The sequence below is a fragment of the Savagea serpentis genome (assembly GCF_015351395.1).
Taxonomy (GTDB): Bacteria; Bacillota; Bacilli; order Bacillales_A; family Planococcaceae; genus Savagea; species Savagea serpentis.
In genome coordinates this window covers 1-25,397 of sequence record NZ_JADKPV010000001.1, presented here as the reverse complement: position 1 = coordinate 25,397, position 25,397 = coordinate 1, and the positions used below count along the sequence as shown (strand labels likewise).

Annotated in this window: 27 protein-coding genes, 1 tRNA gene, 2 pseudogenes and 2 riboswitches; of the genes and pseudogenes, 18 read left to right on the top strand and 12 right to left on the bottom strand. The window is 41.1% G+C overall.

What is annotated here, in order from left to right; genetic code table 11:
* Positions 1-10: 10 nt before the first annotated feature.
* Together IRY55_RS00145 and IRY55_RS00140 are read right to left on the bottom strand one after the other, a co-directional pair.
* A complete protein-coding gene (locus IRY55_RS00145) occupies positions 11-1,054 on the bottom strand; it encodes a M42 family metallopeptidase (protein ID WP_194562333.1) in 1,044 nt (347 codons plus the stop codon).
* 67 nt (positions 1,055-1,121) lie between these two features.
* Positions 1,122-2,495 (bottom strand): aldehyde dehydrogenase, encoded by a 1,374-nt coding sequence (locus IRY55_RS00140; RefSeq protein ID WP_235960990.1) that lies wholly within the window; start codon positions 2,493-2,495, stop codon positions 1,122-1,124.
* A 135-nt stretch (positions 2,496-2,630) separates the two neighbouring features.
* On the opposite strand from IRY55_RS00140, the gene IRY55_RS00135 reads away from it, so the two are divergent.
* Entirely contained in the window at positions 2,631-3,125 is a 495-nt protein-coding gene (locus IRY55_RS00135; RefSeq protein WP_194561237.1) for a GNAT family N-acetyltransferase, read from the top strand.
* Between the two features lie 14 nt (positions 3,126-3,139).
* Here the strand turns inward: IRY55_RS00135 and IRY55_RS00130 are convergent.
* Positions 3,140-3,606 (bottom strand): annotated as a pseudogene (locus IRY55_RS00130) (SLOG family protein).
* Entirely contained in the window at positions 3,599-4,768 is a 1,170-nt protein-coding gene (locus IRY55_RS00125; RefSeq protein WP_194561236.1) for an acyl-CoA dehydrogenase family protein, read from the bottom strand. Before IRY55_RS00125 ends, IRY55_RS00130 begins: the two are co-directional and overlap by 8 nt.
* Before the next feature lie 228 nt (positions 4,769-4,996).
* On the opposite strand from IRY55_RS00125, the gene IRY55_RS00120 reads away from it, so the two are divergent.
* The 4 genes and pseudogenes from IRY55_RS00120 to IRY55_RS13605 all read left to right on the top strand — a co-directional run bounded on the left by IRY55_RS00120 (position 4,997) and on the right by IRY55_RS13605 (position 7,145).
* Positions 4,997-5,069: transfer RNA gene (locus IRY55_RS00120), tRNA-Val, on the top strand.
* Positions 5,070-5,459: 390 nt separating this feature from the next.
* A pseudogene (locus IRY55_RS00115) lies at positions 5,460-5,874 on the top strand (helix-turn-helix domain-containing protein); the annotation flags it as partial.
* 77 nt (positions 5,875-5,951) lie between these two features.
* A complete protein-coding gene (locus tag IRY55_RS00110) occupies positions 5,952-6,239 on the top strand; it encodes a hypothetical protein (RefSeq protein WP_194561235.1) in 288 nt (95 codons plus the stop codon).
* A gap of 675 nt (positions 6,240-6,914) precedes the next feature.
* Positions 6,915-7,145, top strand: coding sequence for an IS3 family transposase (locus IRY55_RS13605; RefSeq protein WP_408015128.1), 231 nt, complete (start codon positions 6,915-6,917; stop codon positions 7,143-7,145).
* Here the strand turns inward: IRY55_RS13605 and IRY55_RS00105 are convergent.
* Complete coding sequence (locus IRY55_RS00105) at positions 7,084-7,287, bottom strand: PLD nuclease N-terminal domain-containing protein (protein WP_194561234.1); 204 nt, start codon at positions 7,285-7,287, stop codon at positions 7,084-7,086. The genes IRY55_RS13605 and IRY55_RS00105 overlap by 62 nt on opposite strands.
* A gap of 219 nt (positions 7,288-7,506) precedes the next feature.
* Here IRY55_RS00105 and IRY55_RS00100 point away from each other — a divergent pair, with 219 nt between their 5' ends.
* Positions 7,507-9,108 (top strand): glutathione ABC transporter substrate-binding protein, encoded by a 1,602-nt coding sequence (locus IRY55_RS00100; RefSeq protein ID WP_194561233.1) that lies wholly within the window; start codon positions 7,507-7,509, stop codon positions 9,106-9,108.
* 39 nt (positions 9,109-9,147) lie between these two features.
* Here the strand turns inward: IRY55_RS00100 and IRY55_RS00095 are convergent, their stop codons facing one another.
* Positions 9,148-9,555 carry a hypothetical protein gene (locus IRY55_RS00095; protein ID WP_194561232.1) on the bottom strand — a complete coding sequence of 136 codons (408 nt, stop codon included), beginning with the start codon at positions 9,553-9,555 and terminating at the stop codon, positions 9,148-9,150.
* A 151-nt stretch (positions 9,556-9,706) separates the two neighbouring features.
* Positions 9,707-9,886 carry a hypothetical protein gene (locus IRY55_RS00090; protein WP_194561231.1) on the bottom strand — a complete coding sequence of 60 codons (180 nt, stop codon included), beginning with the start codon at positions 9,884-9,886 and terminating at the stop codon, positions 9,707-9,709.
* A gap of 164 nt (positions 9,887-10,050) precedes the next feature.
* Positions 10,051-10,214: riboswitch (M-box (ykoK) riboswitch) on the top strand.
* A 247-nt stretch (positions 10,215-10,461) separates the two neighbouring features.
* Between IRY55_RS00090 and mgtE the strand changes: the two genes are divergently transcribed.
* Together mgtE and IRY55_RS00080 are read left to right on the top strand one after the other, a co-directional pair.
* The gene (mgtE, locus tag IRY55_RS00085; protein ID WP_194561230.1) at positions 10,462-11,442 is read left to right on the top strand and encodes a magnesium transporter; all 981 of its coding nucleotides are present in this window, start codon (positions 10,462-10,464) and stop codon (positions 11,440-11,442) included.
* Between the two features lie 171 nt (positions 11,443-11,613).
* On the top strand, positions 11,614-12,531 hold the full coding sequence (locus IRY55_RS00080) for an EamA family transporter (RefSeq protein ID WP_328799584.1): 918 nt from the start codon (positions 11,614-11,616) through the stop codon (positions 12,529-12,531).
* A 40-nt stretch (positions 12,532-12,571) separates the two neighbouring features.
* Here IRY55_RS00080 and IRY55_RS00075 read toward each other — a convergent pair whose 3' ends face one another.
* Positions 12,572-13,111 (bottom strand): isochorismatase family protein, encoded by a 540-nt coding sequence (locus tag IRY55_RS00075; protein ID WP_194561229.1) that lies wholly within the window; start codon positions 13,109-13,111, stop codon positions 12,572-12,574.
* Between the two features lie 68 nt (positions 13,112-13,179).
* On the opposite strand from IRY55_RS00075, the gene IRY55_RS00070 reads away from it, so the two are divergent.
* The 4 genes from IRY55_RS00070 (at position 13,180) to IRY55_RS00055 (ending at position 17,034) form a co-directional block, all read left to right on the top strand.
* Positions 13,180-13,677 (top strand): PH domain-containing protein, encoded by a 498-nt coding sequence (locus IRY55_RS00070; RefSeq protein WP_235960988.1) that lies wholly within the window; start codon positions 13,180-13,182, stop codon positions 13,675-13,677.
* Positions 13,677-15,170 carry a PH domain-containing protein gene (locus IRY55_RS00065; protein ID WP_194561228.1) on the top strand — a complete coding sequence of 498 codons (1,494 nt, stop codon included), beginning with the start codon at positions 13,677-13,679 and terminating at the stop codon, positions 15,168-15,170. Before IRY55_RS00070 ends, IRY55_RS00065 begins: the two co-directional genes overlap by 1 nt.
* Before the next feature lie 44 nt (positions 15,171-15,214).
* A riboswitch (M-box (ykoK) riboswitch) is annotated at positions 15,215-15,378 on the top strand.
* Between the two features lie 103 nt (positions 15,379-15,481).
* Positions 15,482-16,192 carry an MgtC/SapB family protein gene (locus tag IRY55_RS00060; RefSeq protein ID WP_194561227.1) on the top strand — a complete coding sequence of 237 codons (711 nt, stop codon included), beginning with the start codon at positions 15,482-15,484 and terminating at the stop codon, positions 16,190-16,192.
* Between the two features lie 11 nt (positions 16,193-16,203).
* Entirely contained in the window at positions 16,204-17,034 is an 831-nt protein-coding gene (locus tag IRY55_RS00055; protein ID WP_194561226.1) for a magnesium transporter MgtE N-terminal domain-containing protein, read from the top strand.
* A gap of 41 nt (positions 17,035-17,075) precedes the next feature.
* On the opposite strand, the gene IRY55_RS00050 is transcribed toward IRY55_RS00055, so the two are convergent.
* Positions 17,076-17,387 (bottom strand): DUF4870 domain-containing protein, encoded by a 312-nt coding sequence (locus IRY55_RS00050; RefSeq protein WP_194561225.1) that lies wholly within the window; start codon positions 17,385-17,387, stop codon positions 17,076-17,078.
* Between the two features lie 142 nt (positions 17,388-17,529).
* On the opposite strand from IRY55_RS00050, the gene pepF reads away from it, so the two are divergent.
* Both pepF and IRY55_RS00040 read left to right on the top strand, forming a co-directional pair.
* Positions 17,530-19,341, top strand: a complete 1,812-nt coding sequence (gene pepF, locus IRY55_RS00045; RefSeq protein WP_194561224.1) for an oligoendopeptidase F — start codon at positions 17,530-17,532, stop codon at positions 19,339-19,341.
* Between the two features lie 91 nt (positions 19,342-19,432).
* Entirely contained in the window at positions 19,433-20,596 is a 1,164-nt protein-coding gene (locus tag IRY55_RS00040) for a pyridoxal phosphate-dependent aminotransferase (protein ID WP_194561223.1), read from the top strand.
* Between the two features lie 42 nt (positions 20,597-20,638).
* On the opposite strand, the gene IRY55_RS00035 is transcribed toward IRY55_RS00040, so the two are convergent.
* From IRY55_RS00035 to IRY55_RS00025, 3 genes are read right to left on the bottom strand one after another with little or no spacing between them, the layout of a single operon-like run.
* On the bottom strand, positions 20,639-21,199 hold the full coding sequence (locus tag IRY55_RS00035) for an SCO family protein (protein ID WP_194561222.1): 561 nt from the start codon (positions 21,197-21,199) through the stop codon (positions 20,639-20,641).
* Positions 21,196-22,593, bottom strand: coding sequence for a sensor histidine kinase (locus IRY55_RS00030; RefSeq protein WP_194561221.1), 1,398 nt, complete (start codon positions 22,591-22,593; stop codon positions 21,196-21,198). Before IRY55_RS00030 ends, IRY55_RS00035 begins: the two co-directional genes overlap by 4 nt.
* A gap of 2 nt (positions 22,594-22,595) precedes the next feature.
* Positions 22,596-23,270, bottom strand: a complete 675-nt coding sequence (locus IRY55_RS00025; protein WP_235960987.1) for a response regulator transcription factor — start codon at positions 23,268-23,270, stop codon at positions 22,596-22,598.
* 146 nt (positions 23,271-23,416) lie between these two features.
* Between IRY55_RS00025 and IRY55_RS00020 the strand changes: the two genes are divergently transcribed.
* Genes IRY55_RS00020 through IRY55_RS00005 form a run of 4 tightly spaced genes read left to right on the top strand, consistent with a single transcriptional unit; the run spans position 23,417 to position 25,241 of the window.
* The gene (locus IRY55_RS00020) at positions 23,417-24,121 is read left to right on the top strand and encodes a FixH family protein (RefSeq protein WP_194561220.1); all 705 of its coding nucleotides are present in this window, start codon (positions 23,417-23,419) and stop codon (positions 24,119-24,121) included.
* A complete protein-coding gene (locus tag IRY55_RS00015; protein ID WP_194561219.1) occupies positions 24,121-24,558 on the top strand; it encodes a DUF2269 family protein in 438 nt (145 codons plus the stop codon). The genes IRY55_RS00020 and IRY55_RS00015 overlap by 1 nt, the downstream gene beginning before the upstream one ends.
* A gap of 12 nt (positions 24,559-24,570) precedes the next feature.
* Positions 24,571-24,852 carry a hypothetical protein gene (locus IRY55_RS00010; protein ID WP_194561218.1) on the top strand — a complete coding sequence of 94 codons (282 nt, stop codon included), beginning with the start codon at positions 24,571-24,573 and terminating at the stop codon, positions 24,850-24,852.
* Between the two features lie 17 nt (positions 24,853-24,869).
* A complete protein-coding gene (locus tag IRY55_RS00005) occupies positions 24,870-25,241 on the top strand; it encodes a hypothetical protein (protein ID WP_194561217.1) in 372 nt (123 codons plus the stop codon).
* The last annotated feature ends 156 nt before the right edge of the window (positions 25,242-25,397 follow it).

Here is a 25,397-nt window from a genome sequence, read left to right as displayed (position 1 = left end):
TCATCTCTCCTCAGTTGATCATTTCTGTTTGAACGTATGCACTTAGTAACTCAAATGTCGCACGTAATGAATCGACATTCGTTCGTTCATTCGCATGGCTCGATTCAATGCCTGGACCGAATAATGCGTGACGCACGTCATGCCCTGCACGAATCGCTGCGGAAGCGTCCGAGCCGTAATACGGATAAATGTCTAAACGGTACGGAATGTTTCCGTCGACACATAATTTTTTCAAAAAGCGAGTGAGTCCGTAATGGTACGGTCCGCTAGAATCTTTCGTACAAATCGAAACCGTATATTCATCCGAAGCTTGTCCGTCTCCTAATGCGCCCATATCAACCGCGATATATTCAACCGTTTCTTCTGGAATGTTTGAATTCCCACCGTAGCCGATTTCTTCATTGTTTGAAATGTAAATATGTGTCGTTTGAGGCAACGAGATCTTTCGTTCTGTCACTTGTTTAACGAGCGCTAGCAGTAACGAAACACTCGCCTTATCGTCGAGATGACGCGATTTTACGAAGCCGTCATCCGTCAGTTGAAAACGCGGATCGAATGAGACGAAATCGCCTACTTCGATACCGAGCTCTCGCGTTTCTTCCGCATTCGTTGTACGCGCGTCGATTCGCACTTCGATATGTTGCTCATCGCGCGGCAACGTACCAGAATTCCGGTAAACGTGAACGCTCGCTTCATGCATTAAAATTGTACCGGTATACGTTTTTGACTCTGCATGAATCGTACAATATTCCCCTTCTACGGCATTCCAATTGAATCCTCCGACCATCGCTAATTTCAAACGACCGTCACTTTTTATTTCTTTCACCATCGCGCCTAGTGTATCGACATGCGCCGTTAATAAACGGTGGCGCGTATCGTCTTGACCTTGTAATGTCGCGATGAGTGCTCCTTTATTCGTACGCTTCGTTTCAACACCGAACGTTTCGAATTGACGCTCAATCTCCTCGATCACCGCTTCCGTATATCCAGAAGGGCTCGGTATTTCGACTAAACGTTGTAATGTTTGAAGTGTCCACTGTTGATTAAATTGCATCGTCACATCAAACTCTCCTTTCTTCACTATCTTCTTATTATAAGCTCATTTTTTCGAGTCGTCACTTCTATTTTAAAACAGAACGGACGAGCGGAAGTTTTCCTTTATAAGGCGGGTACGCAATTTTCGGTGCGATCGTCGTACTTTTTCGCATCATCGATTTCGCATGTGTAAACGTCTCGATATTGGCATATCCGTGGTAACGTCCCATCCCGGATGGTCCGACACCTCCGAACGGTAAATGAATATTGCCGACATGCGACAATGTATCATTAATACAACCGCCTCCAAATTGTGTATACGTCGTAAAGTAACGAATCGCTCGTTCATCTTCACTAAACATGTACGCGGCGAGTGGTTTTTCACGCAAACTGATGAGATGGACCGCTTCTTCTAACGTCTCATACGTTAAAATCGGCAAAATCGGACCGAACAATTCATCTCGCATGAGCGCATCACTTTGCGTGACATTCGTTACAATTGTCGGTGCGATGTATAAGTCCTCGCGGTCGACAGCTCCTCCTACAAATAATTCACCTTTCGTTTCACGGAGTAAAGAGACAAGTCGTTCCCAATGGTGCGGTTGCGCAATTCGCCCGTAGTCTTCACTTTTCTGTGGATCTTTCCCGTAAAAACGGACGATCACTTTTTCTAATGCTTTCGTCAGCGCCTCCGCTTTTGACTCATGAACGAGCACATAGTCGGGTGCGACACACGTTTGCCCCACATTCGTAAATTTCCCCCAAATAATGCGTTCCGCTGCGATATCGATTTTCGCTGTTTCGTCGACGATGACTGGGCTTTTGCCGCCGAGTTCTAACGTGACCGGCACGAGTCGCTCTGCCGCGGCTTTCATGACAATTTTCCCTACTTTTTGACTGCCTGTGAAAAAGATTTTATCGAAGTCGGCATGAATAAGCGCATCCGTTTCTTTAACAGCCCCTTGTACGACACGGACATATTGAAGCGGATAAATTGATTCGAGTAATTGCTCCACGACTTTCGCTGTCTCTGGCGCTTGTTCAGAAGGTTTCACAATCGTCGTATTCCCTCCTGCAATCGATCCAATGAGCGGTTCCATCACGAGTTGGAACGGATAGTTAAATGGGCCGATAATTAAGACGACACCGTACGGATCTCGAACAATCGAACTCGTCGCTTTCTGTAAATAAAGCGGTGTTTTCACCGTTTCGACTTCGAGCCATTCATCTAAATTTTTAATCGTGTAATCGATACTCGCCAAAACAAAACCGATTTCCGTCACATATGATTCAAAGGCAGACTTCCCCAAGTCTTTTTGGAGCGCTTCTAAAATGAGTTCTTCTCGTTGTTGAATCGCTTCTTTTAATTGTTCCAACATTCGTTTTCGAAACTCGATTGGATACGTTAATCCTCGCTCAAAATAGTGACGTTGCTCTGTCATATACGTTTGTACATTCATCGTCATTCCCCTCTCTTTTTTCTTCTTTCAAGTGTATCATTTCTAAGCGTCATTCGTCGAAAGGAAGCATTGACATTTTTGTACTTCTCGCCTATACTTTTTGAATGTTTTCTTTTCAAGAAAGGAGAAAAAATGGTGCGCTCATTTCAAACGAAACGACTTCTTTTATCTTCCATTCATCCGAGTGATGCGATTCACTTGCTTCCGATTTGGGCGGATCGAGATGTCGTCCAATTTATGAATATTGAACCGATGCATTCTATCGATGAAGCGACAAAGATGATTACGCTCCTCACCGAATTAACACGTGAGCGAAAAGCAGCCCGCTACACAATTTTTAGAAAAGATATGCAAGTAGCGATCGGTTCTGCTGGTTTCAATGTAATCCAAGATGGCCAAGCAGAAATCGGATACGAACTTGGTAAAGCTCATTGGGGTTTAGGATTCGGAACAGAAATATTATACGCTTTGGAAGAAATGGCAGCGCGCTATTTTAACCTCCGTTATTTATACGCATTCGTCGATTTAAAAAATGAACGGTCCATTCATCTTTTAACAAAACTCGGATATAAGTTTCAAACAACCGAACAAGATGGTTTACAAAAGTATATAAAAAAGATCGAAGCATAATGCTTCGATCTTTTTTAATCCCATTGTTCCCGTTGCATATCTTCTTGAATGAGTTGCAATTGAAACGCATCAATGATGAATAATTCGTAAGGATGCTGTTCTTGAAACTGTTCAGCCGCTCGTTTCGTAAACTTTGGAGAACCTTCATTCTCTTCATCATACACGAATAAAATCCCGTCCGAATTTTCGAATAAAAACTCATCTTTCTTTTGAAATTGCCACGGTCCTGCATACGGCCGATTCGTTAAATATGTGGAAAAGTCCGCCTTCAATACCATCTCTTCAAATTTCGCACGACATCACACGTCCAAGCTTCTACACCGAGTTGACCGCTCACGATGACCCATTCTAATCCTTCATCGAGCTGGGCTAGCAACTGTTGACGCAATGCTTCTTTAATGATGGCAACCCCGGGATGCGTTTCGTTAAAAATCCCGAGTTCATGCGGACGATATCCGGTGACGACGAGTCGTTTAACCAAGTATGTTTTTCATCTCCACAATTGCCGCTTTTGCTGTATTTGCAATCGTCATATCGTCCATCGGTGGGTTATGAAGCCCAGCGCGCACGTCGCGATACATTTGTTGAAGTGGATTTGACATTTGCAAACTGCGTGCACCGACTAAACGCATCGCACGATCTACGACAGAAAGCGCACCGTTTGTCACCGTATATTTCGCAACAGCCATTTCAGTCGTGACATTTTCTTTCCGTGCATCATCGTCTAAAATGTCCGCCACTCCGTACAATAAATGACGCATTTGCATCAATTCAATATCCATTTGTCCGATATGTTGTTGCACATTCGGCAACTCACAAATCGGTGTATTAATGCTATTCGGTTGATACGTCACAGCAAAACGCAACGCTTCATCGCGCGCCGCTTGTGCAATGCCTAAGTAACATGCTGGAATGTGGAGTGACCACGGATTCAATGCATCGTTACGGCTTTTCGGATCGCGCTCTACGTAGTAAGCATCCGACACTTCAACGTTTTCTAACAATAAGTCATGGCTTTCTGAAGCACGCATGCCGAGCATATCCCATGTTTCAATAACCGTTACACCTTCCGCTGCTTTCGGGACGAGGAATGTTCCGATTTGTTGATTTTCTTCAATCCATGCTGAAACGAGGAAATACGTAACTACTGGGGACATCGTTGTGAACGATTTACGTCCGTCAATTTTCCATCCGTTCTCTGTACGTACTGCTACTGTTCCTGGCTTTCCACCACGTGTCGGGCTGCCTGTCGCTGCTTCACTTAATGCGCGGTTAATAAGAGCGCCGCCTCGAATTTCATCCGCTAAAAACTGCGTCATTTCATCGTTCCACAATTTTTTATCGAAAATCTCACCTGAAATTCCTTGATGCCAACCGATCGATAATGCTGTTGCGCTATCCATCGCACCGATCGTCTCTTGAAACGATACGAAATCACGCATCGTCATGTCATTCTCACCGAGTGCTTTCTCCATCGGAAGACGCGTATAGCCCATTTCCACTAATTGTGCTACATTGCGTTTTGGGAATGAAGAATTGCGATCGTTCTCTGCACGATGTTCTTTAAATGCTTCGGTTTGTGCTTCTAAACGTTCCACCCACTCGCGTTGAAATTCATTCGTCACCATCATTTTCTTTGACATTTCGCCACCTCAATTCATATAATCGTTTCCTACAATACCATAATTGACGAAGTATCATATAGTATTTTCATCATAAAATTCATCTTTCATTCTTAATTTTTTCACTAAAACGTAACAATGTAAGCTTTTCAACATTTTTCTTCTTTTGTTTTCATTTAGGTGTTTACTTTTAAATAAAGCTGTGTTAATATATAAATTGTGCTTCAGATGAAGCCATCCCAGAACTTTGATTCCGTAGCTCAGCTGGGAGAGCGCTACCTTGACAGGGTAGAGGTCGCTGGTTCGAGCCCAGTCGGAATCATACTTTAAAAAGAGCCTTAAACGTTGATATGATTACGTTTAAGGTTTTTTTATTCGGTATCGAAAAGGTAGTTTACGGATATGAAAAAGAATTTTATAATGATGGTTTCAAGTTGGGATAAAACCTCTAGAAACCCTAAAAACGCATGCAATCAAAAGTTAAAACCTCGATTGCATGCGTTTTCTATTTTAGGAATTTTTGTTTTTCTATTAATTTTTAACTTATGTCCCAGCCTTAAACCCCTCACTGCCTTGTGTTTGAATGTATGGTTGAATTATCTCTTTGCTAACATTGCCCCTACTACATTTGACCATTATAAGGGTTAACTATTGATGAATTGTTATATTTTTAATATATTAATAGGCATATGCTGCAGGGGGTGGAAAATCACTGGTAGTTAATCACGCATATAAATTTCGTATCGATTATAGCCGAGAACAAGAAACTTTAACCGCTACAACGATGGGTTGCTCTCGCTTTGTATTTAATCCTTTTCTAGCAAAGTGGAGCGACACATACAAAGAAAAGGGAAAAGGTCTTACTTACAAGGTTTGTTCGCTTCAATTAACACAACTCAAGAAAGAACTCGTTCGCTTTGCGAAAAGTCGAGAAGTGGAAGGTCGCGTTTTAAACGCTACGATTAAGCGAAATCCAACGGATAAATATTTTGTCTCTATTTTAGCGGAAACAGAAGTTCAACCATTCCTAAGTCAACGCTACTGTTAGCATTGACTTAGGACGGAAAGACTTTGCCATTCTGTCTGATCGAACGACGTATGTTAACCCTCAATTTTTCCACACTCTGTACTTAGGAATCCACTACACTTTTAGCCTAGAGGTAGTTTCGTAAACGAATTTTTAACCAAAATGGAGGTATACACAATGTCTGAAAAACTAGAGAGTACATCTAAAAAAACAACAAATGATGCATTGGAAAAAGTGGCGAAAGAGAAAGTAGAAAACCCCGCGATTATTAAACAAAAAGAACGTAAAAACGTGAAATTATATGAAGATGCTTTTAATCAACTAGCCGCTTATTCGGGAATGAAACGCATGACACGAGATGAAGCCATTTTAGACCTTATACAAATCGCAGTAGATAACATGGTAGACAGCGAAAAAAATGTTTTTGAATTTATGATGAAACAGCAAGAAGCAGATAATAAATAATAGGAAGTAGCAAAGATGAAAAATAAAGTTACTTTTAAAAAGACACTCATTCATTGGGTGTTTTTTTATTAGGTATTCGGATTATCCTATGGGAATTCCTCTTGTTTAAATTTAATTCATCTCTTATCTTCCTTTACAAAACTTATGGGATTCCACTTATCGCCAACTATGTAATACAAATTACATTTAACTATAACTCTTATCTTGTAATTTTCCGTACTCTGGTAAGTCAATCACTACAACAGCTTTTTTACTTCTGCCAATTATATATTTCATTCGTAAACCGATATCTATCTGCTAAAACATCCATTACTTGCGCAGTGGTAGTAGTACTTTGAACTAAGTCTGTATATCCTTGGGCTCTCCAATATTTAATAATATTAGCCTCTAATGTCGGGGCACAATCTCTAATCAGGAACGCCAGAAATTAGCTTATAGGAATCATCTGATGCTACAAAAAGAGTCATCATGTGTTCATCAAATATTAAAGAAGTCTCTTTAGATAATTCTTTAATATTTTTAAATTTGCATTTTTCCAACCTTCATAAAAGTTTTCCGACACCATTTGCAAATACTTTACCGCACAATCTGCTTGACCTGTAGGAATGTACTCTTTTTGGACAAGTTCCTAATCTGAAGTTTCGGCAACTCGAACATTAAAGAAAAGACTAAAACATAGCATCGACGACAGCGATCGTCGTAAACACTGTTCAAAAATATATTCACTATTTTAACAATGTCCAAGTTCAACTTAAACTAAACAACCAGTCCCCGGTCACATACCGAAAACTGGTTGCTTGTTGCTTTTTCAAATCGTTCCCTTTAAAGGGAAATCTTTTATATTTTATTTTGTTTTTTTACCGAATAAAAAGTAAGCAGCGGGTCCGACAAATTTCCCGAATGTGACGACCGGTGTCCAAATCCATTTATTCCCGACTTTAAATTCTTTCTGCTTCGCCACGTCTTGCACTGCATACAATGTAATCGCAGTTTCTGCAGCTTTCATCGCATTGCTCATCATCGTATTTTCTTTTTTATGTTTCGCCATGTTTATTCCTCCTATTCATTCTTACTTTCTCTTTTCCACCTTTCCTTCTATTTTAAACAAGAATGAAACAAAATATATGCTTTCTCTTCATTACTGATCAATCAAAGGAGCCCTCTCTCCAACCATTATTTCTTAAATTAACTGAACATTCATATTGTTATAGAATTTCAGACATTAATGTGATATGATTTTAAAATATTATTGTTTAGGGGGAATTACATGAAGAAACAGTGGTGGCTTGGCGTTATGTTCGGTGCACTTATGCTCGTACTCGCAGCATGTAGTGGCGGATCAGATAATGAAGAAAAGCCGAAAGAAGAAGGACAAGATTCAGAAGAAAGCGCAGAAGGTGGAGAGCTTGTCATCGGTAACTTACTTGACGTCAACACGTTAGACCCAGCCGGTTCAAACGACGTCCCTTCAGCAGCAGCGCAAGCAAGCATTTATGAAACACTCGTATACCGCGATGAGGAAACATCTGAAATTACAGGTGGACTTGCGACAGAGTGGGAGCAAGTCGATGACTTAACGTGGCGCTTTACAATTCGTGATGGTGTTACATTCCATGACGGTGAAAAATTAGATGCCGCAGCGATTAAAGCGAATTTAGACCGCGTGCGCGATCCTGAAGTCGCAGCATCTGCAGCCTTTTTATTCGAAATGATCACAGAAGTAACAACACCGGAAGATATGGTCGTTGAAATGAAAACAGACGCACCATTCGCTCCATTATTATCGAACTTATCACACGGAGCTGCCGGAATCGTTAGTCCGAAAAGCATCGAGGAAGATTATGCCGCGATGAAAGAAGGCAAAATGGCAGGTTCTGTCGTTTCTAGCAATCCAGTCGGTACAGGTCCATTCAAATTTAGCGAATGGAAAACGGGCGACTATGTAAAATTAGATCGTTACGATGAATATTGGGGAGAGAAAGCGAAAATTGACTCTGTTAAATTCGCCGTCATTCCAGAAGCAGCAACTCGTGAAGCAGAACTTCAAAACGGTGGCATCGATATTAGCATTCCAATTCCACCGACAGACGTCGCTTCATTAAATGAAAGTGATTACGCAAGCGTGTTAGAACAAACATCAACACGTATTACGTACCTCGGCTTTAACGTAGAGAAAGAACCGTTCGACAATGTGAAAGTCCGTCAAGCAATCACCTATATGCTCGATCAACAAGAAATTATTGACGGCGTGTACGAAGGTTTCGGCGTTCGTGCAACAGGTGGTTTATCACCGGATATTTTCGGATTCGATAAAGATTTAACAGCGATTGACAAAGACGTCGACAAAGCGAAAGCATTAATGAAAGAAGCTGGACTTGAAGATGGCTTCAAAACGACATTATGGACGTATACAGACCCACAAAACGTGGAAGTTGCCGTCCTTTTACAATCAACATTAAAAGAAATTAACATCGATGTTGAAATCGAACAGATGGAATTCGGTGCATATTTAGAAAAAACAGCGAATGGCGAGCACGATATGTTCATGCTCGGCTGGAGTAACCCGACAGGAGATGCAGACTACGGATTGTATTCACTCTTCCACTCTTCATACTTCGGAGATCCTGGCAACCGTTCATTCTACAAAAACGAAGAAGTCGATAAGTACTTAGACGAAGGACGCGACAATGCGGACCCTGAAGTTCGTCTCGCCGCTTACAAAAAAGCGCAAGAACTCATCCGTGAAGATGCGCCAGTCGTCTTCATCCAACACCCTCAACACTTAGTCGGCATCAGCAATAAAGTAAAAGGTTTCGAAATTGACGGAACTGCACTTTACAACTTACGCAACGTCACAATCGAAAAATAATACAAAAAATATCCAGCCTTTTATAGAGCTGGATATTTTTTATGCCGATAATCGCTGTAATAACTGCACGACCATTCGACTTTGTTCCGCTTGTAATAAACGGTTCGCAAGCTGTGCTGACGTCGACAATTGCTTAAAGTGCTCTAGCCAATTTAAACGCTCTCCCTGCTTTTGCTTCGCTTCAAAAATTAAATGTAAATAAATCGGCTTCTCAATTAATCGCGCTTCATATAATTTATCTGCAACATCATGCACTTCTTCCCCTAAAGCATAGGTAAAATCATAACGTGCCGCTACTTTTTGAAACACCGATTCATCTTTTTCCCCACGATCTTCCTCTTCTTCTGTCACTTTAAAAGACTTTTCTTGCTCATCTCTCGCCTTTATTCGTTCTGTTTTCTTTAAACGATAAGGCGAATTTGTTGGATATACACCGTGAATTCTCATTAAACTTCCCCCTTTTTTCCAATTCCCTTTCACTTTACATCGGCTGCCCCCGCTATTCTTTTAGTCATTTAGACTTATTTTATTATTTTTCCACTCTTCTTTTTAATATTTCAAAATAATAAAACACGAACAATACATGTTCGTGTTTTTACTACTTTTTCTCATAACAGTGCGGACAAGGTTTGTAAATCATCGGGTAAAGTTCCACATAATCTTCATCCGTCATTTCCATATTATTCGGGTGTATAAAATTCACCTTACATTCTGGTTGAATCGTTTCTTGACGGTGAACGACTTTACGATTCCCTGTATTCACAATAAATGTAGCCATCTAAATAACCTCCCTCTCTTTATAGGGTAAAGCGACTTTTCGTAATATGCAAATTTTTTCTTAATTAATATCCCAAAATAACTTCTCTGAACGATACTTTTAAAAAGATTGTTGACATTTATTTTTTTCGTTGCTAAGGTTGTAGCTGTGATTGAAACTAAATAACAGTTCCTCGTTAGGTGAGGCTCCTGTATGAAGATATGCTACTGCCCAGAAACGTCCAAAGACGCCAACGGGTCAGCAGGAACGATCGAGTTAAGGTCGTTTTTAATGTAGCTGTAACTTTACTATGTCATGCAGTGCTAAAGCTCTACGAAGGAGGCGTTTTAAATATGCCTATTTTTAATAAATGACGACACGTTCGCTCGTTTATTAACGTATGCTTTTTTTAGACACCCTTCTTCGTATGAGGGGTGTCTTTTTTTCGATTAAAATGATCTATGGAGGTGGTGGAATGGACATTCCGAGTTGTAGGTTTACGTTCAGAGTATTCGAAGTATTCAGGATTTTAATAATGAGCAATATCCATTTTGCCCCCTTCATTGCGGTGGATATTGCGTAAGGAGGATTGCGCAATGGTTAAAAAACAATTTAAATTAGAATCAACAGGTAGCTTAATGGATCGTGCATTTTTAACGCTGCAAGAAAGCTTTACGGTTGAACAAGCGGTACAACATGTACGCAATAACGTAGAAAATAAAACAAATATTCATTACTTATATGTGACAGATGCAGATGGAATGCTAAAAGGTGTTATGTCTTTACGTGAATTATTAAGTGCTAGCGGAGAATTACCACTTAGTGCAGTAATGAAAACAAATGTTAAGTCGCTTCCGACGGATCTCGATCAAGAGAAGGCAGCGAAGATTTTCCAAAAATGCGATTTCGTTTCGATGCCCGTCGTAAACGAATTTCGACAAATCGTCGGTGTTGTTCATGTAGAAGATATTTTGGACGTTATGGAACAAGAAGCGACGGAAGACTTCCACAAAATGGCGCCTGTCTCTTCTTTAGAAGTGAGCTTAAAAGATGCGAAAGTGACGACTTTGTATCGCAAACGTATCGTTTGGCTCGTCGTACTCGTCTTTATGAACGTCTTTTCTGGTGCTGGAATCGCCCATTTCGAGGATATTATCGAAGCAAATATCGCACTCGTCTTCTTCTTACCGCTCCTCGTCGATAGTGGTGGTAACGCAGGTAGTCAGGCGTCAACACTCGTCATTCGAGCGATGGCAGTCGGACAAGTACGCATGACCGATTGGTTGAAAATGTTCACCAAAGAAATTTCAGTTTCTATTTTACTCGGTGTAACGATGGCAGCAGCTGTCGCAGGTGTCGGCATGTTCCGCGGTGGACCTGAAATTGCATTAGTCGTCGCATTAACGATGGTCGCAGTCGTCATCGTCGGCAGTTTAATCGGAATGAGCTTGCCGTTCATCTTCCGCAAATTAAACTTAGACCCAGCGACAGCGAGTGCACCACTCATCACGTCAATTGCAGACATTGTCGGTGTACTCATCTACTTCTCAATCGCAAGCACATTATTATCATTATAAAATCAATTTGGACTTATCGTTTACCCTCTTATAAATAAGTCAGTGTACGAAGTGCTTTCACGCGCTTTGTACACTTTTTCTTCTTTTTGACAGATTCTCTTTTGAGTTATACAATATTTTGGGCGCAACTCGCGCTACAATTTGAGTCTCTATAGACTGATTATAGGAGGTATGTCGACGATGTGGTTCATCTTTGCGGTCCTCACAGCATTCGCTTGGGGCGCAGCTAATTTATATTATAAGAAAGGTTCCGACCCTGGAGACCCGACGAGTCACTTAAAAATCGTCGTCATGATCGGTTTTGTCATGGGGATTCATGCCGTTTCTTACATGCTCATTAAAGGAATTACATTCGATGTGTGGAATATGGTGTTATATTTCCCTGTATCGTTCATGTATATTTTATCGATGACATTAGGTTTTGTCGGATTGCGTTATATCGAGCTATCGATCGCCGCTCCTGTCCAAAACTCAGCAGGAGCCATTACAGCTGTTTTATTAATGGTCTTCTTCCCTACTTCTATTTCCGCTCTTGAAATTTTTGGGATTGTTATCGTAACTGTAGGCGTTATTATGCTTGCTCGTTACGAACAAACACATGAACATAAAATTATGTTGCAAAATGGAGAAACGTTTGACCCGAAATATAAACTCGGGTTTTTAGCCATTACCTTCCCGATTTTATATGCGCTAATCGACGGAGTCGGCTCGTTTTTAGACGGCGTTTACTTAGATAAAAAACAATGGATGAGTGAAGATAATGCATTGCTCGCTTACGAATTCACCTTCCTCATTTGTGCGATTCTCGTCTATTTATATTTGAAGTTCATTAAAAAAGAAGACTTCAAAATCTTCAAGCAAAAAGACCGTGGAATTGCCGCTTTGCTCGAAACAGCTGGACAATTTTTCTACGTGTTTGCGATGGCAGGTAATGCGATGATCGCAGCGCCACTCATCGCATCAAGCGGTATTTTCTCCGTTTTATTATCGCGTATTTTCTTAAAGGAAGTATTATCGAAAAAACAGTACGTGCTCATCGCCGCTGTAATGATCGGGATTATCGCACTCGGGATTGCCGAGGAGTTATAAAAAGGAAAGCACTCACCCTACATACGGATGAGTGCTTCTTTTATTTCACATATTGCAAAATTTGTTTAAATTCAGCCGTTCCTGCTCGTTGCAACAATTCATATAAAATCGTTTCCACCCCGACGATTTTCACTCCTTCATGACGCAACATACTCATCGCACGCTCTTTATCTTCCGCATAGCGTGACGACACAGCATCTTCTACAACCGCTACATCATATCCTTCACGTTTCAAAGAGAGCGCTGTTTGGTATACACAAATATGCGACTCAATGCCCGCGAGTACAAATTGTTTGCGGCCTAATTGTTCCACCGCTTGTCGAATCCCTTCATTCAACATGCCGTTAAACTCGATCTTTTCATACGTTGGTACACCTTCTAAATGTTGACGTAACTGCTCTTTCGTCGGACCGAGCCCTTTCGGATATTGCTCCATGCAAAGGATTGGAATATCGAGTGTGAACATTCCTTGAATGAGTTGCTCTTGCTTTTGTAACATACGCTCACTATTTTGAACGATGTCTGCCAATTTCCCTTGTACGTCGATCAACATAAATGCCGTTCGTTCTACTGTAAACATTTCTTCCCCTCCTGTAACTTTTTTATACGATTTCCGTATATACTATTATAACGAAAGGTGTGAGGTAATTGGAAAACATATACGCTCATTTAACAGGAAAACTTTCTCCTTCCTATACGAAAGTGCTGAAAGTAAATGCGATGATCGAATTTATCATTGAACTCGTCGTCGTCGGTATTTTATTAGGCGTAAGCTATTATTTTCATTGGTTTAACTGGATTAATATCGTTTTATACGTCGTCGGAGCACTGATTATTCTCGATAATTTATGGGATTTTTTCTTCCAGTCCAAATTCACGGTCAATAATTGGGCATATGAAGTCGATGAACAATATATCCAATTAAAGCGCGGTCGTCTCTTTGAACATTATGAGATGATTCCGATGACGAAAGTACAATTTGTCGCAACGAATCAAGGACCTATTTTGCGCAAATACGGTTTATATACATTGCGCATCGGAACGATGGGATCGGAACATTCTATTCCAGGGCTCCCTGAAGATGAAGCATTACGTTTACGAGAGGAAATTGCCCATTACGCTAAAGTGAAGGAAGTGGAAGTGTAATGGAAAATAGACGCTTTCATTTTTTATCAGTCATTCTTCAAATCGCTTCCTTTTTTAAAAGTTGGTTTTTTCCGCTCCTTCTTATTTTCGTTTTCAACTTCAACAATGATGCGTTATTGTGGACAATTGCGCGCTACGTGGCGCTATTTTTCATCATCTGGAGCATCGTTGAAGCGATATTGACGTGGCGCACGACGACGTATCGTTTCGAAGAAGAACAAGTCGTTTTAAAACATGGCATTTTTTCAAAAACGAGACAAACAATCGACTACGATCGGATTCAAAATATTCAGCGCAAAACGTCTGCGCTCCATAAAATACTCGGTTTGACGACATTGACACTCGAAACAGGCGCAACTGGAGACGATGCTTCCATTGAACTCGATGCGATTCGTCCTGAAGAAGCGACGGAAATCGAACAAAAATTGCATGCGAAACAAAAACAAATGACATTTGGCCCTCCACTCCCTAATGTTCAGTGGGATATGCGATTAAATCGTGAAAGCACACCGCCTCTTGAACTCGACACGAAAGAACAACGTAAGCTTCATTTCGAACCGACAGAGCGTGATACTGTCCGAGCGACATTCGCATCGCTCAGTTTTTTCGCACTCATCCCGATTTTAGCGACATTATTTTTTAAAGCGATCGACTTATTCAAATTAGAAGATCAAGCGAGTCGTTGGGTCGATTTATTCAGTGGGAATTGGTTACTCATTACAGCAGCTTCTATCGCTCTTTTACTTATTTCACTTGTTTTCGGACTCATTATTACGTACTTCCGTTTCGGCCGCTTTATGATTGAATCAGACGATGAACGCGTCTATATTCAACGAGGTATTTTCTCGGAACAATCGTTTACGATGAAAAAGAAAAATGTACAAGGGATTCAAATCGAACAAACATTTTTAAAACGATTGCTTAAACTTTCCCAAATTAAATTAATTAGTGTTGGGAAAATAGGAGACCTCGAACAAGAAGCAAATTCTCTTTACCCTTTCTTGCCCGTAAAAAAATCAGCATCATTACTAGCTGATATTTTACCCCAATTTGCCATTCAACCGACATTAGAAAAATTACCGAAAAGCTCTCTTTGGATGAAACTGATCCGCTTGCCGATTTTTGCAATTATCGTGTTTATCATCATCCACTTTTGGGGTAAAAGCTACTGGTGGGGAGCGCTCGCGCTATTCCTTACGTACGCAGGACGCCTACTTGAATATATATTTACACGATACCAAATTGATGGTGAACATATCGTATTGAAAACGGGAGCTTGGACGACTGAAACATTTATTACAAAACGAAATTTAATCATCGAAATCGAAGTGAAACGCTCCGCTTTCCAAAAAATGTTCGGCCTTTGTACCGTCGTCATGACGAACCGTTCAAAGCCGATTCACGTTCATACGATTCAAGATGTTCCGACAGACTTTGCGGAAACATTTATCCATTGGTATGCAAACCGTCAAGTAGAAACGCTTGAAAGTTGACATTGATGGTATTCTTTGGTATATTACTAGATGTGCTTCAATGCACAAGCCCTCGTTAGGTGAGGCTCCTGTATGAAGATAAGCTACTGCCCAGAAACGTCTAAAGACGCCAACGGGTCAGCAGGAACGATCGAGCTAAGGTCGTTTTTAATGTAGCTGGTTTTCGCCTATGTCATACAGTGCTAAAGCTCTACGAAGGAGGTTATGGAATCTGTTTTCTGATTCGCTTTTTTAGCGATTCAGTCACTATGTCATGTAACATCCTTCTTCGGAGGGATGTTTTTTGTTTTTTAGAAAGGAGGTTATGCAAGATGACGCATTACGAAATGATTTTCAAATTATTTTTTGCCCTCATACTCGGTTTCTTCATCGGACTCGATCGACAGCTCAAACATAAACCACTCGGCATGAAAACGTCGATGATTATTAGCGTCGCGAGCTGTCTCATTACGATTGTATCGATTCAATCCTTTTTGACTTATGCAACACCGACTTTCCGCAATATGGATCCGATGCGCCTCACTGCTCAAATTGTCAGTGGAGTCGGCTTTTTAGGTGCTGGTGTTATTTTGCGTCGCACGAATGATGTCATTTCAGGATTGACGAGTGCCGCACTCATTTGGTCAGCCTCTGGGCTCGGTATTGCAGTAGGCGTCGGCCTTTACTTAGAAGCGACATTCGCTGTTATTTTATTCATTTTATCCGTAAACGTCTTACCGTTCATCGTGAAACGATTCGGCCCGAAACGATTGCGTGAACGTGAAATTGCGGTACAAATCATTATGAATCCTAATTCAAAGATGACTGAATTACTACAATCAATCGAAGGAAAAACGACGAGTTTAGCAGGCAATATGAGCAAAGATTTAACAGTCCGAAAAATGCGGATTCAAGATATCGAAAACGGTCAACAAAAAATTAATCTCGTGCTCTCCGCACCTGAAGATGAATATACGACCGAAATTTACTACATGTTTAAAAAAATCGATGACGTCATCGGTGTGAAAATCGAACGTTTATAGGAGGTATTTCAATGAATTTAACAATTAAAAACTGGGAGGAGTATACGTATTACTTAACGATTTATTTAAAAGAAAGCCCTTCACAATTTCTCGTCGACTTTGAACAATTGCCTTTACACTATCAATTAAAATATTTTAAAGAATTAACACGAGAACGTCGCCAACTATTTTACGGCATCGTTCCGAGCGAACTCGTTTCTCAAATTTTCGGGAAACTATCGATTGAACATCAAGCAATCATCGTCGAAGAGCTCGATAAAGAATTGCGTTCCGAAATGTTCAAACAACTGCGAACAGACGAATTCGTCACATTGCTTGAACAAGTGAGTCCAGAAGAGCGTGAATCCTTTTACACATTGCTTCCAGAGAAAAAACGAGCGCAATTGGAAGAGATTTTATCGTATGACGAAGACTCCGTCGGCTCTATTATGACGACGGAATTCGTCTCAATTTCAGAAAATGCAACAGCAGATGAGGCGTTACAACATATCCGCAACGTCGCAAAAGATGCCGAATCAATCTATTACCTTTTCGTCGTCAATGACGACAACAAATTGATGGGTGTCCTCTCTTTGCGCGAATTGCTCGTCATTAAAGATGGTGCGACACCGCTTCATTCCGTCATGAAAAAACAAGTGATTGCCTTGCATCCACACGTCCATCAACAACTCGCAGTAGAAGCAATCTTTGAACATGATTTATTATTGCTTCCTGTCGTATCGATGACGAATGAATTAATCGGGATTATTACGGTTGACGATATTGTTGATGTGAACGAAGAAAGTAAAAAGCAGACGAAATCACGTTTTTCTTTTACGCGTCTTTTCTCCGCTTTACTGTAATAAAAAAACGTCCGATCCTTAAAAAGAATCGGACGTTTTTATTAGAGAAAATGTTTGACGATTGGATATTGATACACTTCGTCGTTCATCGTTTTAATCGCGCCAATAATCGGTACTGCAATTTCTACAATTCCGAAGAAAATTAAAAATGGAATCCCGATAATAAACCAAGAGAAAAATGTTGAAACGGCGATACATATCCACATAATCGCGTTAAAAATCATCGCTTGTACAGCGAGCTTTTTCGTTAAAGCGTCGTCTTGTACGAAATAAATAATGAGCGGCCCTAAAAACGGTACGAACAGTGCACTTAAATGTAAAATGATTCTTGTTCCTTTATCTTGAGAAGTCATATTAATCACCCTTTTCTCTTTTACTTTGTATCTTATATACGAATAGATTCTCAATTGGTTTCATTTTTCCTTTACTTCTTTTCAAACTTTTTCGTATACTACAAGTAGTTCGAATTTCGAAATAATAAGGAGGAAATAGATTATGGTTCAACAATTACCCTCACGTGACCAAGTTAAACTGGAAGAAACGTGGAATTTACAAGATTTATTCGCTTCAGAAAAAGAATACGAAGAAGCGATTGAACGTTTAACAACAGCTGTCCAAACATTTCATGATGAATACGTCGGAAAAATGAAGGATGCTTCTTCTGTCGTTACAATTGTTCAAGCGTACGAACAAGTGCTCATGCAATTCGTGCCGATCGGAGCTTATGCGAGTCTCGCTTCAAGCGTTGACGAAACGAATACGGACGCTCAAATGCGTGCGAGTGGTTTCAGTCAACTCGCTTCACGCCTCGCAAGCCAGTTATCATTTGTCGAAAGTGAACTTGCGACATTAGATGAAAGCGTTTTACAACAAGCGATTGAGCAAGAACCGACACTCGCAGCATATTTAAATGAAGTGATCGCTTTTATCCCACACCAACTTCATCCCGAAGTCGAAAAAACGTTAAAAGCATTCGGCTCAACATTTAGTTCACCGTACAGCTTATACAATACGACGAAACTCGTCGATATGACGTTCGAGCCGTTCCAAGTGAACGATGAGTCCTTCCCTTTAAGCTACGTCTCTTTTGAAGGCGTATGGGATTCACATCCGAACTTAGAAAAACGTCGTGAAGCGTTCCGCGCCTTTTCGAATAAATTACGCGACTATCAACATACGACAGCGAAAACATACGATATGCACATTCAACGTGAAAAAACAGAAGCGTCGTTACGTAAATTTGATTCGGTCATCGACTACTTACTATTCGACCAACAAGTCGACCGCTCGATGTACAATCGTCAAATCGATGTCATTATGGAAGAACTAGCACCGCATATGCGAAAATACGCAAAATTATTGCAGCGTGTTCACGGCATTGAAAAAATGACATTCGCTGACTTAAAAGTGCCGCTCGACCCGAACTATGAACCGACCGTTTCAATCGAACAGTCGAAACAGTACATTTTCGATGCGCTTTCGATTATGGGAGACGACTATCACTCTATGTTAGAGCGCGCTTACGATGAGCGATGGATCGATTTCGCACAAAATATCGGGAAATCGACAGGTGCGTTCTGTTCAAGCCCATATGGCAGTCATCCCTATATTTTAATCTCATGGACAGGAAGTATGGAAGATGTTTTCGTCCTCGCACACGAACTCGGACATGCCGGACATTTTTACACAGCTCATCAACATCAAAGTTATTTCAACGCTCGCCCTTCTCTCTACTTTATCGAAGCACCGTCTACGATGAACGAAATGTTAATGGCGAATCATTTATTGAAAAATTCAACCGATCCGCAATTTAAACGTTGGGTCATCTCTTCTATCGTTTCACGAACGTACTATCATAATTTTGTGACGCATTTATTAGAAGCACATTACCAACGTAAAGTCTATGAACTCGTTGATACCGGTCACAATGTGAACGCGAGCTTACTCAATAAATTGAAAAAAGAAACATTAGAACAGTTTTGGGGTGACGATGTCGTCATCGATGACGATGCGGCGCTCACGTGGATGCGTCAACCTCATTACTACATGGGCTTATATCCGTACACATATAGCGCAGGATTAACGATTTCGACAGCTGTTTCCCAACGCATTTTAAAAGAAGGCGAACCGGCTGTTGAAGATTGGTTAAACGTCTTGCGTGCGGGTGGAACGAAAACGCCTGCACAACTCGCACAAATGGCGAAAGTCGACATTACGACAGATGCACCACTTCGTGAAACGATTCAATTTATCGGTTCATTGATCGATGAACTGATTACATTAACAGACGAAATCGAACAAGCTTAATGAATGTGAGGAACGAATTTTTTCGTTCCTCATTGTCGTTTTCAACAATTGTCTGTATACTTTGGTCAAACTAAAAAAGCAGGTGACTTTTATGAAACAGTCGAAACGATTACAACAATTACCAGAACATTTCTTTTCCACGCTCGTTGGCAAAGTAGCCGAACAAATTGAAGCTGGACATGACGTCATTTTACTCGGACGAGGCAACCCTGATCAACCGACTCCTCCCCATATCGTCGAAGCGTTGAAACGGGCAGTAGACGTTCCTGAAAATCACGGATACTCGCCTTTCCGAGCACTCCCTGAATTAAAGGAAGCCGTCGCTAAATTTTACAAAAGAGAATACGACGTCACGCTCGATCCTGAAACAGAAGTAGCTGTTTTATACGGGACGAAAACAGGACTCGTTGAAATTCCGCTCGCTCTACTAAATGAAGGAGAAACGATTTTATTACCAGACCCGGGATATCCTGATTATTTATCCGGTGTCTATCTCGTCAATGCGACATTAGAGACGATGCCACTCCTTGAAAAAAATCAATTTTTACCCGATTATGCCGCACTGTCTGAACAAGTAAAAGAAGCCGCTAAAATGATGTATTTAAACTACCCAAGCAATCCGACAGCAGCTGTCGCACCGCTCTCGTTCTTTGAAGATACCGTCGAATTTGCGAAAGCGCGCGACATTATGGTCGTCCACGATTTCGCTTACGGTGGAATCGGCTTTGACGGTAAAAAACCGGTGAGCTTTTTACAAGCGGACGGAGCGAAAGACGTCGGAATCGAAACGTATTCGATGTCGAAAACATTCAATATGGCCGGATGGCGTGTCGGATTTGCGGTCGGCAATGCACAGATGATTGAAGCAATTCATACGCTACAAGACCATTTATTTATCGATATTTTTCCTGCCATTCAACATGCAGCTATCGAAGCACTAGGCGAAGATCAATCTGCCGTAGATGAACTCGTCGCCATGTACGAATCGCGACGCAATGCGTTCGTTCGAGCTTGTCACGACATCGGTTGGAACGTTCACGCGCCAGAAGCGTCATTTTTCGCTTGGTTACCTGTTCCTGCTCCTCATACGAGTGAGTCGTTCGCCGACCTTTTACTGAAAGAAGCTCATGTCGCTGTAGCGCCAGGGCACGGCTTTGGAACATACGGAGAAGGTTACGTCCGAATTGGTCTGCTCGAAAGTGAAGAAAGACTCGTCGAAGCAGTACAACGCATCGCTAAACTCAAATTATTTTAAACGTAAAAAACGAAGTCACCTCACAAGGAGGGACTTCGTTTTTTAGCGTAATTGATGAATGCGTTCAAACATGCGGTCCGCATACGTTTCATCGATATAGTTGTATTCATCCATAATTTTACCTTGTCGATTCACTAAAAAGAAACTAACACTATGAATGACTTGATCAGAATGATCCGGCTTTTGAACGATTGTACGGAAACTTTCTCTCGCAAATCGTTCAATTTCTTCCTGTGTATATCCTGTAATCGCATGCCAGTTCGACGGATCATCGGTAAACGTCTCGACATATTGTTTCAATACAGCAGGCGTATCAATCGTCGGATCTACCGTAAACGAGACGAACTCGATATCGAGATTTTCTTCTTTCGCTCGCTTTTGTAGTTTTGCCATTTCAGCAGACATGGGGGGACAGACGGTCGTACAGTTCGTAAAGACGAAATCGGCCACCCATATCTTCCCTTCTAATTGTTCCATTCCGAACGGTTGATCGTGTTGATCGATATACGTAAATGGTTGGATTTGATGCCCTTCTTCTGGTGGCGCACAGCCAACGAGAATGAGCGATAAACTAATGACTACTCCCCACGCGAATTTGTTCACGCTTCTCCCTCCTCAAACTCAATCGTTACCGTCGTCCCTACTTTAGGAGAACTCGTAATTTCGAACGTTCCATTATGGAGACGAACAATCTCTTTAACGATTGATAATCCAAGTCCAGTGCCTCCCGTCGTCCTTGTCCTAGCCTTATCCGTGCGGAAAAAGCGCTCGCCAATGCGATGGATATCTTCTTGTGAAATCGTCACGCCACCATTCGTTACACGGTACGTTACGCGATAATGCTCTTCTTGTAATGACACATTCAATACGCCATCTTCCGCCGAATACTTAATCGCATTATCTAACGTATTGTAAAACACTTGTTGCAAACGTTGTGCATCTCCAGACATAATGATATCTTCATCGATATTTGTCTGTAATGTCAATCCTTTTTGCACGATATGAATCGAAAATAGTTCGAGCGTATCTAGCAGCAATTGCGCGAGCGCAATCGGTTGTTTCTCCAACGTATACATATCTTCTTGAAGATGATTTAACTCGACTAAATCCGTCATTAATTTATTTAAACGTTCGGTCTCTTTTTGAATCGTCACTAAATATTGTTTCGCTTCTTCGGGCGATTCATAAATATTGCTCTCTAATGCATGCGCATATCCACTAATGTATGTAAGGGGTGTGCGCACTTCATGCACGATATTCGACGTAAATTCTTTTTTTCGTTTCTCTTGTTCTTCCAACGATAAACTCATCGCATTAAACGCATTCGCGAGTTGACCGACTTCATCTTCACGATCAAGTTGCAGACGGCTCGAATAATTCCCTTTCGACACTTCTTTCGATAACACTTGAAGCTGTCTGAGCGGCTCGAACATCGATACCCAAACGCGATTGACGATTAAAAACAGAAGCAAGAAAAATAACGTTCCGACAAATGCAAGCAGTGGAATACTTTGTTGGAAAACGACTTGAATCGTCGCTAACGGGATGTACATGTAAATAAACCCGACGAGCCCTTGTTCTCCTTTGATTGGGAAAATGGCCCCCAATATTTCACGATCCAATTCTTCTACGAAACCATTTTTCACGACATACGTTCCTCGTTCTAACTGTTCACGGTCATGATCATCGATTAAATTTTCATAATTAATTTGATAGGGGAAATAAGTAGACAATTGCTCTAAATCATCTACTGCTATTACTTCATACTCTGAAATGACATTGAACCATTGAATTTTCTCGATAATATCATCGCTTAACTCTCCGTAATGATAATGTGAGGCTGTACGTTGCCCTTGATAAACGAGAGATTCTTCGATGCTTTTCAAATAAAGTTCGGAGTATAAAAAGTGGATAAAGAAAAAAGAAAATAAAATCGTAAAGGCGACACTTACGACGAACATGAGCAATATTTTTTGACTTAAATTTAACTTTTTCATCTTTAGCCTTCTAGCTTATAGCCAATTCCCCAAACCGTTTCAATCATACTTCCAGCGCTCCCCATTTTTAAGCGGAGCGTTTTAATATGCGTATCCACCGTTCGTTCGCTACTTTGATGATCTTCTCCCCATACGAGATGAAGCAATTGCTCACGCGAATAGACGCGCCCTTTATTTTTCGCTAAAATATTAAGCACACCGAATTCTTTCAATGTGAGGGATAAAGGTTCCCCATTTAATGTGACCGTATGCGCATCGTTATCGATGACGATTGGTCCTACTTTTAACGTATCCGTCGTCGGCTTATCATTGTATGAACGACGCAAGACCGATTCGACACGCGCTAACAGTTCACCAGGTAAAAATGGTTTCACGATATAATCGTCTCCGCCTAATTTCAACCCTTGAATTTTATCCCATTCTTCTCCTTTTGCTGAGAGGAAGATGAGTGGGATATCGGCGATGTTTTTCACTTCGCTTGCGAATGTGAAACCATCCATATAAGGCATCATTACATCGACGATGAACAAATGGGGTGAAAATTTTTCAACGAGCGATAATGCATGTGCCCCATCCGTCGCTTCTACAACGGTATACCCTTCTTTTTCTAAAAAAGTGCGAATGAGTTTTCTCATTTGCGCTTCATCGTCTATAATCATAATTGTGTAACGTTTCAAATTAGACACCTCGTCTTTCAAATTTTGTTACGATATTACGATTTTCACAAAAAAATGTGAAGCTGATGTGAAACAGACTTCACGAAGGAAACGTTTGTTCATGTTACTATCGTATCATGAAAATATTTAAAATCGGAGGAATGTGTTTGAGAAAATTAAGTTGGTTATTCGCGCTGCTTGCGATCGTTTTAGTCGCGTGTTCAAATGATTCAAAAGAAGAAGTAGAAGAGGATTTCATTCCCGATATTATCGAAGTCGATCTGCAAACGCCCGAGCGAGTTGAAGCTGGTGAGACGATTACATTACACACTGTCGTCACACAAGGCGATGAAACAGTCGACGATGCGGACGAAGTCATTTACGAAATTTGGGAAGAGACGAATAAATTAGAAAGTGAAATGATGGAAGCTGTACCAGAAGGTGATGGCGTTTACACGCTCGACTACACTTTCGGTGAAGATAGCATCATGAACGTGCAAATTCACGTAACCGCTCGTGGCATGCACAATATGCCCGTGAAACAAGTCATTGTCGGTGAAGGGAAAGAATACGAAGAAGTAGAAGAAACAGCGTACGCTGCTTACGTCCAAACCGATGATGTCGAAAGTGGCAAAGAAGAAACACTCATCGTCCATATTACGGAAAAAGGGATTCCGAAAAATGAATTACCTGCAACATTTATTTTACACATAGACAATGAAGAGCTTGTTGAACTGGAAGTGACGAATGAAGAACGTGGTGAATACCGCGCTAATTATACATTCCAACAAGCTGGTTTTGCAAAATTGGAAGTCGTTGTACCTGTCGAAGATGCGACATTCCGAGCGATGCAGACGATCAATGTGCGCTAATGTACAAAACATTTATCTTTTTGCACATCGTTTCAGCCATTTTAGCAACTGGGCCACTATTTATGATTTTTCCACTTTTGCGATACGCTGAACGCGAACGAATCGATCAAAGCGATACAATCATCGTGCCGATTCAAAAAGCAGTCTGGGTCGTCATGCACGGTGGACATCTCGTCGTCACGACAGGCGTCCTTTTAATAATATTCGGCCCTTACCCTTGGCATACGTCTTGGGTCGTTCTCACCGTTCTCGTCATGCTGCTCTGTTCGTTCTTTTTAGCGACTGCTTACTCGAAACAGTGGAAAGCGTTCGAACGAGAGCATTGGACGAACAAACAGCTTTGGTCGAATGTGCGACGCGTCACGTGGATCTATATCGGGATTATGCTCATGATGCTTTGGCTCATGGTGACAAAACCTGTATTATGGTCATTTTAAAGGAGGGGTACGATGCGCACGACGATTCAATATTCAACCGTTGCTCGTTCAATCGATAAATTGTCCGCAGCTCATACGACAGATATTCATGAACTCCAACTTTCTTTAACTTCTATTGAGAGCGCAGAACGTTCATTTTCCTTTACGTCCATTATCGATGTTTCTTACAAACCGTTCTCAAACGGATCCGGGTTTTTATATGTCCATACGGATGAAGGGGTATTTTCCTTTCACGTCATCGAAAGCCCGAACACATTTATTCAAACGTTCAAAAAAATTACGAAACGCAAATGAAGAAAGGAAGTTACGACATGAAATGGCATGAAAAATATGGGAAGATTGGCTTTTTCGTCGGATTGACGACGCTCGTCCTTCTCATACTCGGCGTGCGAACGATACTCGGAGTAGAACTCGGCTGGAAAAACTATTTAGCCTTCTCGATTTTCGCTTTCACCGTCGGCGTCATTATGACATTGCTTTTATTTTACAAATGGATGATCGCTTTTTGGATTTTTTCTGCTGGGCTCTTCATCGGATTTTTAGAAATGTACCGCAACTTTTTATTTTCTAACGCCGAACATGCGGACTCTTTAGGAATGCTCGGTTTGTACAGCATTTCCGCCCTCGGTTGCGGTCTTGCCGTCATCGTTCAACTCATTCAAATTTTAATGAAACGAACGTAAAAAAATGAGTCTAGGACATAACTAGTTAGAATTGAGGGCGGGACAAAACCTCTCGAAATCCTCAAAACGCATGAAATCAAAAGTTAAACCCTTGATTTCATGCGTTTTCTGTTTTAGTAATTTTTTCTATTCTATTTTGACTTATGTCCCAGCCTC

What these genes read in the sequence shown, in the direction of transcription:
- IRY55_RS00095 (WP_194561232.1), bottom strand. Translation starts at nt 9,555, where the DNA reads ATGAGAATTCACGGTGTATATCCAACAAATTCGCCTTATCGTTTAAAG.
- IRY55_RS00125 (WP_194561236.1), bottom strand. Translation starts at nt 4,768, where the DNA reads ATGTCAAAGAAAATGATGGTGACGAATGAATTTCAACGCGAGTGGGTG.
- IRY55_RS00080 (WP_328799584.1), top strand. Translation starts at nt 11,614, where the DNA reads ATGTCGACGATGTGGTTCATCTTTGCGGTCCTCACAGCATTCGCTTGG.
- IRY55_RS00040 (WP_194561223.1), top strand. Translation starts at nt 19,433, where the DNA reads ATGAAACAGTCGAAACGATTACAACAATTACCAGAACATTTCTTTTCC.
- IRY55_RS00055 (WP_194561226.1), top strand. Translation starts at nt 16,204, where the DNA reads ATGAATTTAACAATTAAAAACTGGGAGGAGTATACGTATTACTTAACG.
- IRY55_RS00060 (WP_194561227.1), top strand. Translation starts at nt 15,482, where the DNA reads ATGACGCATTACGAAATGATTTTCAAATTATTTTTTGCCCTCATACTC.
- IRY55_RS00110 (WP_194561235.1), top strand. Translation starts at nt 5,952, where the DNA reads ATGTCTGAAAAACTAGAGAGTACATCTAAAAAAACAACAAATGATGCA.
- IRY55_RS00030 (WP_194561221.1), bottom strand. Translation starts at nt 22,593, where the DNA reads ATGAAAAAGTTAAATTTAAGTCAAAAAATATTGCTCATGTTCGTCGTA.
- IRY55_RS00065 (WP_194561228.1), top strand. Translation starts at nt 13,677, where the DNA reads ATGGAAAATAGACGCTTTCATTTTTTATCAGTCATTCTTCAAATCGCT.
- IRY55_RS00145 (WP_194562333.1), bottom strand. Translation starts at nt 1,054, where the DNA reads ATGCAATTTAATCAACAGTGGACACTTCAAACATTACAACGTTTAGTC.
- IRY55_RS00140 (WP_235960990.1), bottom strand. Translation starts at nt 2,495, where the DNA reads ATGAATGTACAAACGTATATGACAGAGCAACGTCACTATTTTGAGCGA.
- IRY55_RS00050 (WP_194561225.1), bottom strand. Translation starts at nt 17,387, where the DNA reads ATGACTTCTCAAGATAAAGGAACAAGAATCATTTTACATTTAAGTGCA.
- IRY55_RS00090 (WP_194561231.1), bottom strand. Translation starts at nt 9,886, where the DNA reads ATGGCTACATTTATTGTGAATACAGGGAATCGTAAAGTCGTTCACCGT.
- mgtE (WP_194561230.1), top strand. Translation starts at nt 10,462, where the DNA reads ATGGTTAAAAAACAATTTAAATTAGAATCAACAGGTAGCTTAATGGAT.
- IRY55_RS00100 (WP_194561233.1), top strand. Translation starts at nt 7,507, where the DNA reads ATGAAGAAACAGTGGTGGCTTGGCGTTATGTTCGGTGCACTTATGCTC.
- IRY55_RS00015 (WP_194561219.1), top strand. Translation starts at nt 24,121, where the DNA reads ATGTACAAAACATTTATCTTTTTGCACATCGTTTCAGCCATTTTAGCA.
- IRY55_RS00075 (WP_194561229.1), bottom strand. Translation starts at nt 13,111, where the DNA reads ATGTTTACAGTAGAACGAACGGCATTTATGTTGATCGACGTACAAGGG.
- IRY55_RS00005 (WP_194561217.1), top strand. Translation starts at nt 24,870, where the DNA reads ATGAAATGGCATGAAAAATATGGGAAGATTGGCTTTTTCGTCGGATTG.
- IRY55_RS00010 (WP_194561218.1), top strand. Translation starts at nt 24,571, where the DNA reads ATGCGCACGACGATTCAATATTCAACCGTTGCTCGTTCAATCGATAAA.
- IRY55_RS00105 (WP_194561234.1), bottom strand. Translation starts at nt 7,287, where the DNA reads ATGGCGAAACATAAAAAAGAAAATACGATGATGAGCAATGCGATGAAA.
- pepF (WP_194561224.1), top strand. Translation starts at nt 17,530, where the DNA reads ATGGTTCAACAATTACCCTCACGTGACCAAGTTAAACTGGAAGAAACG.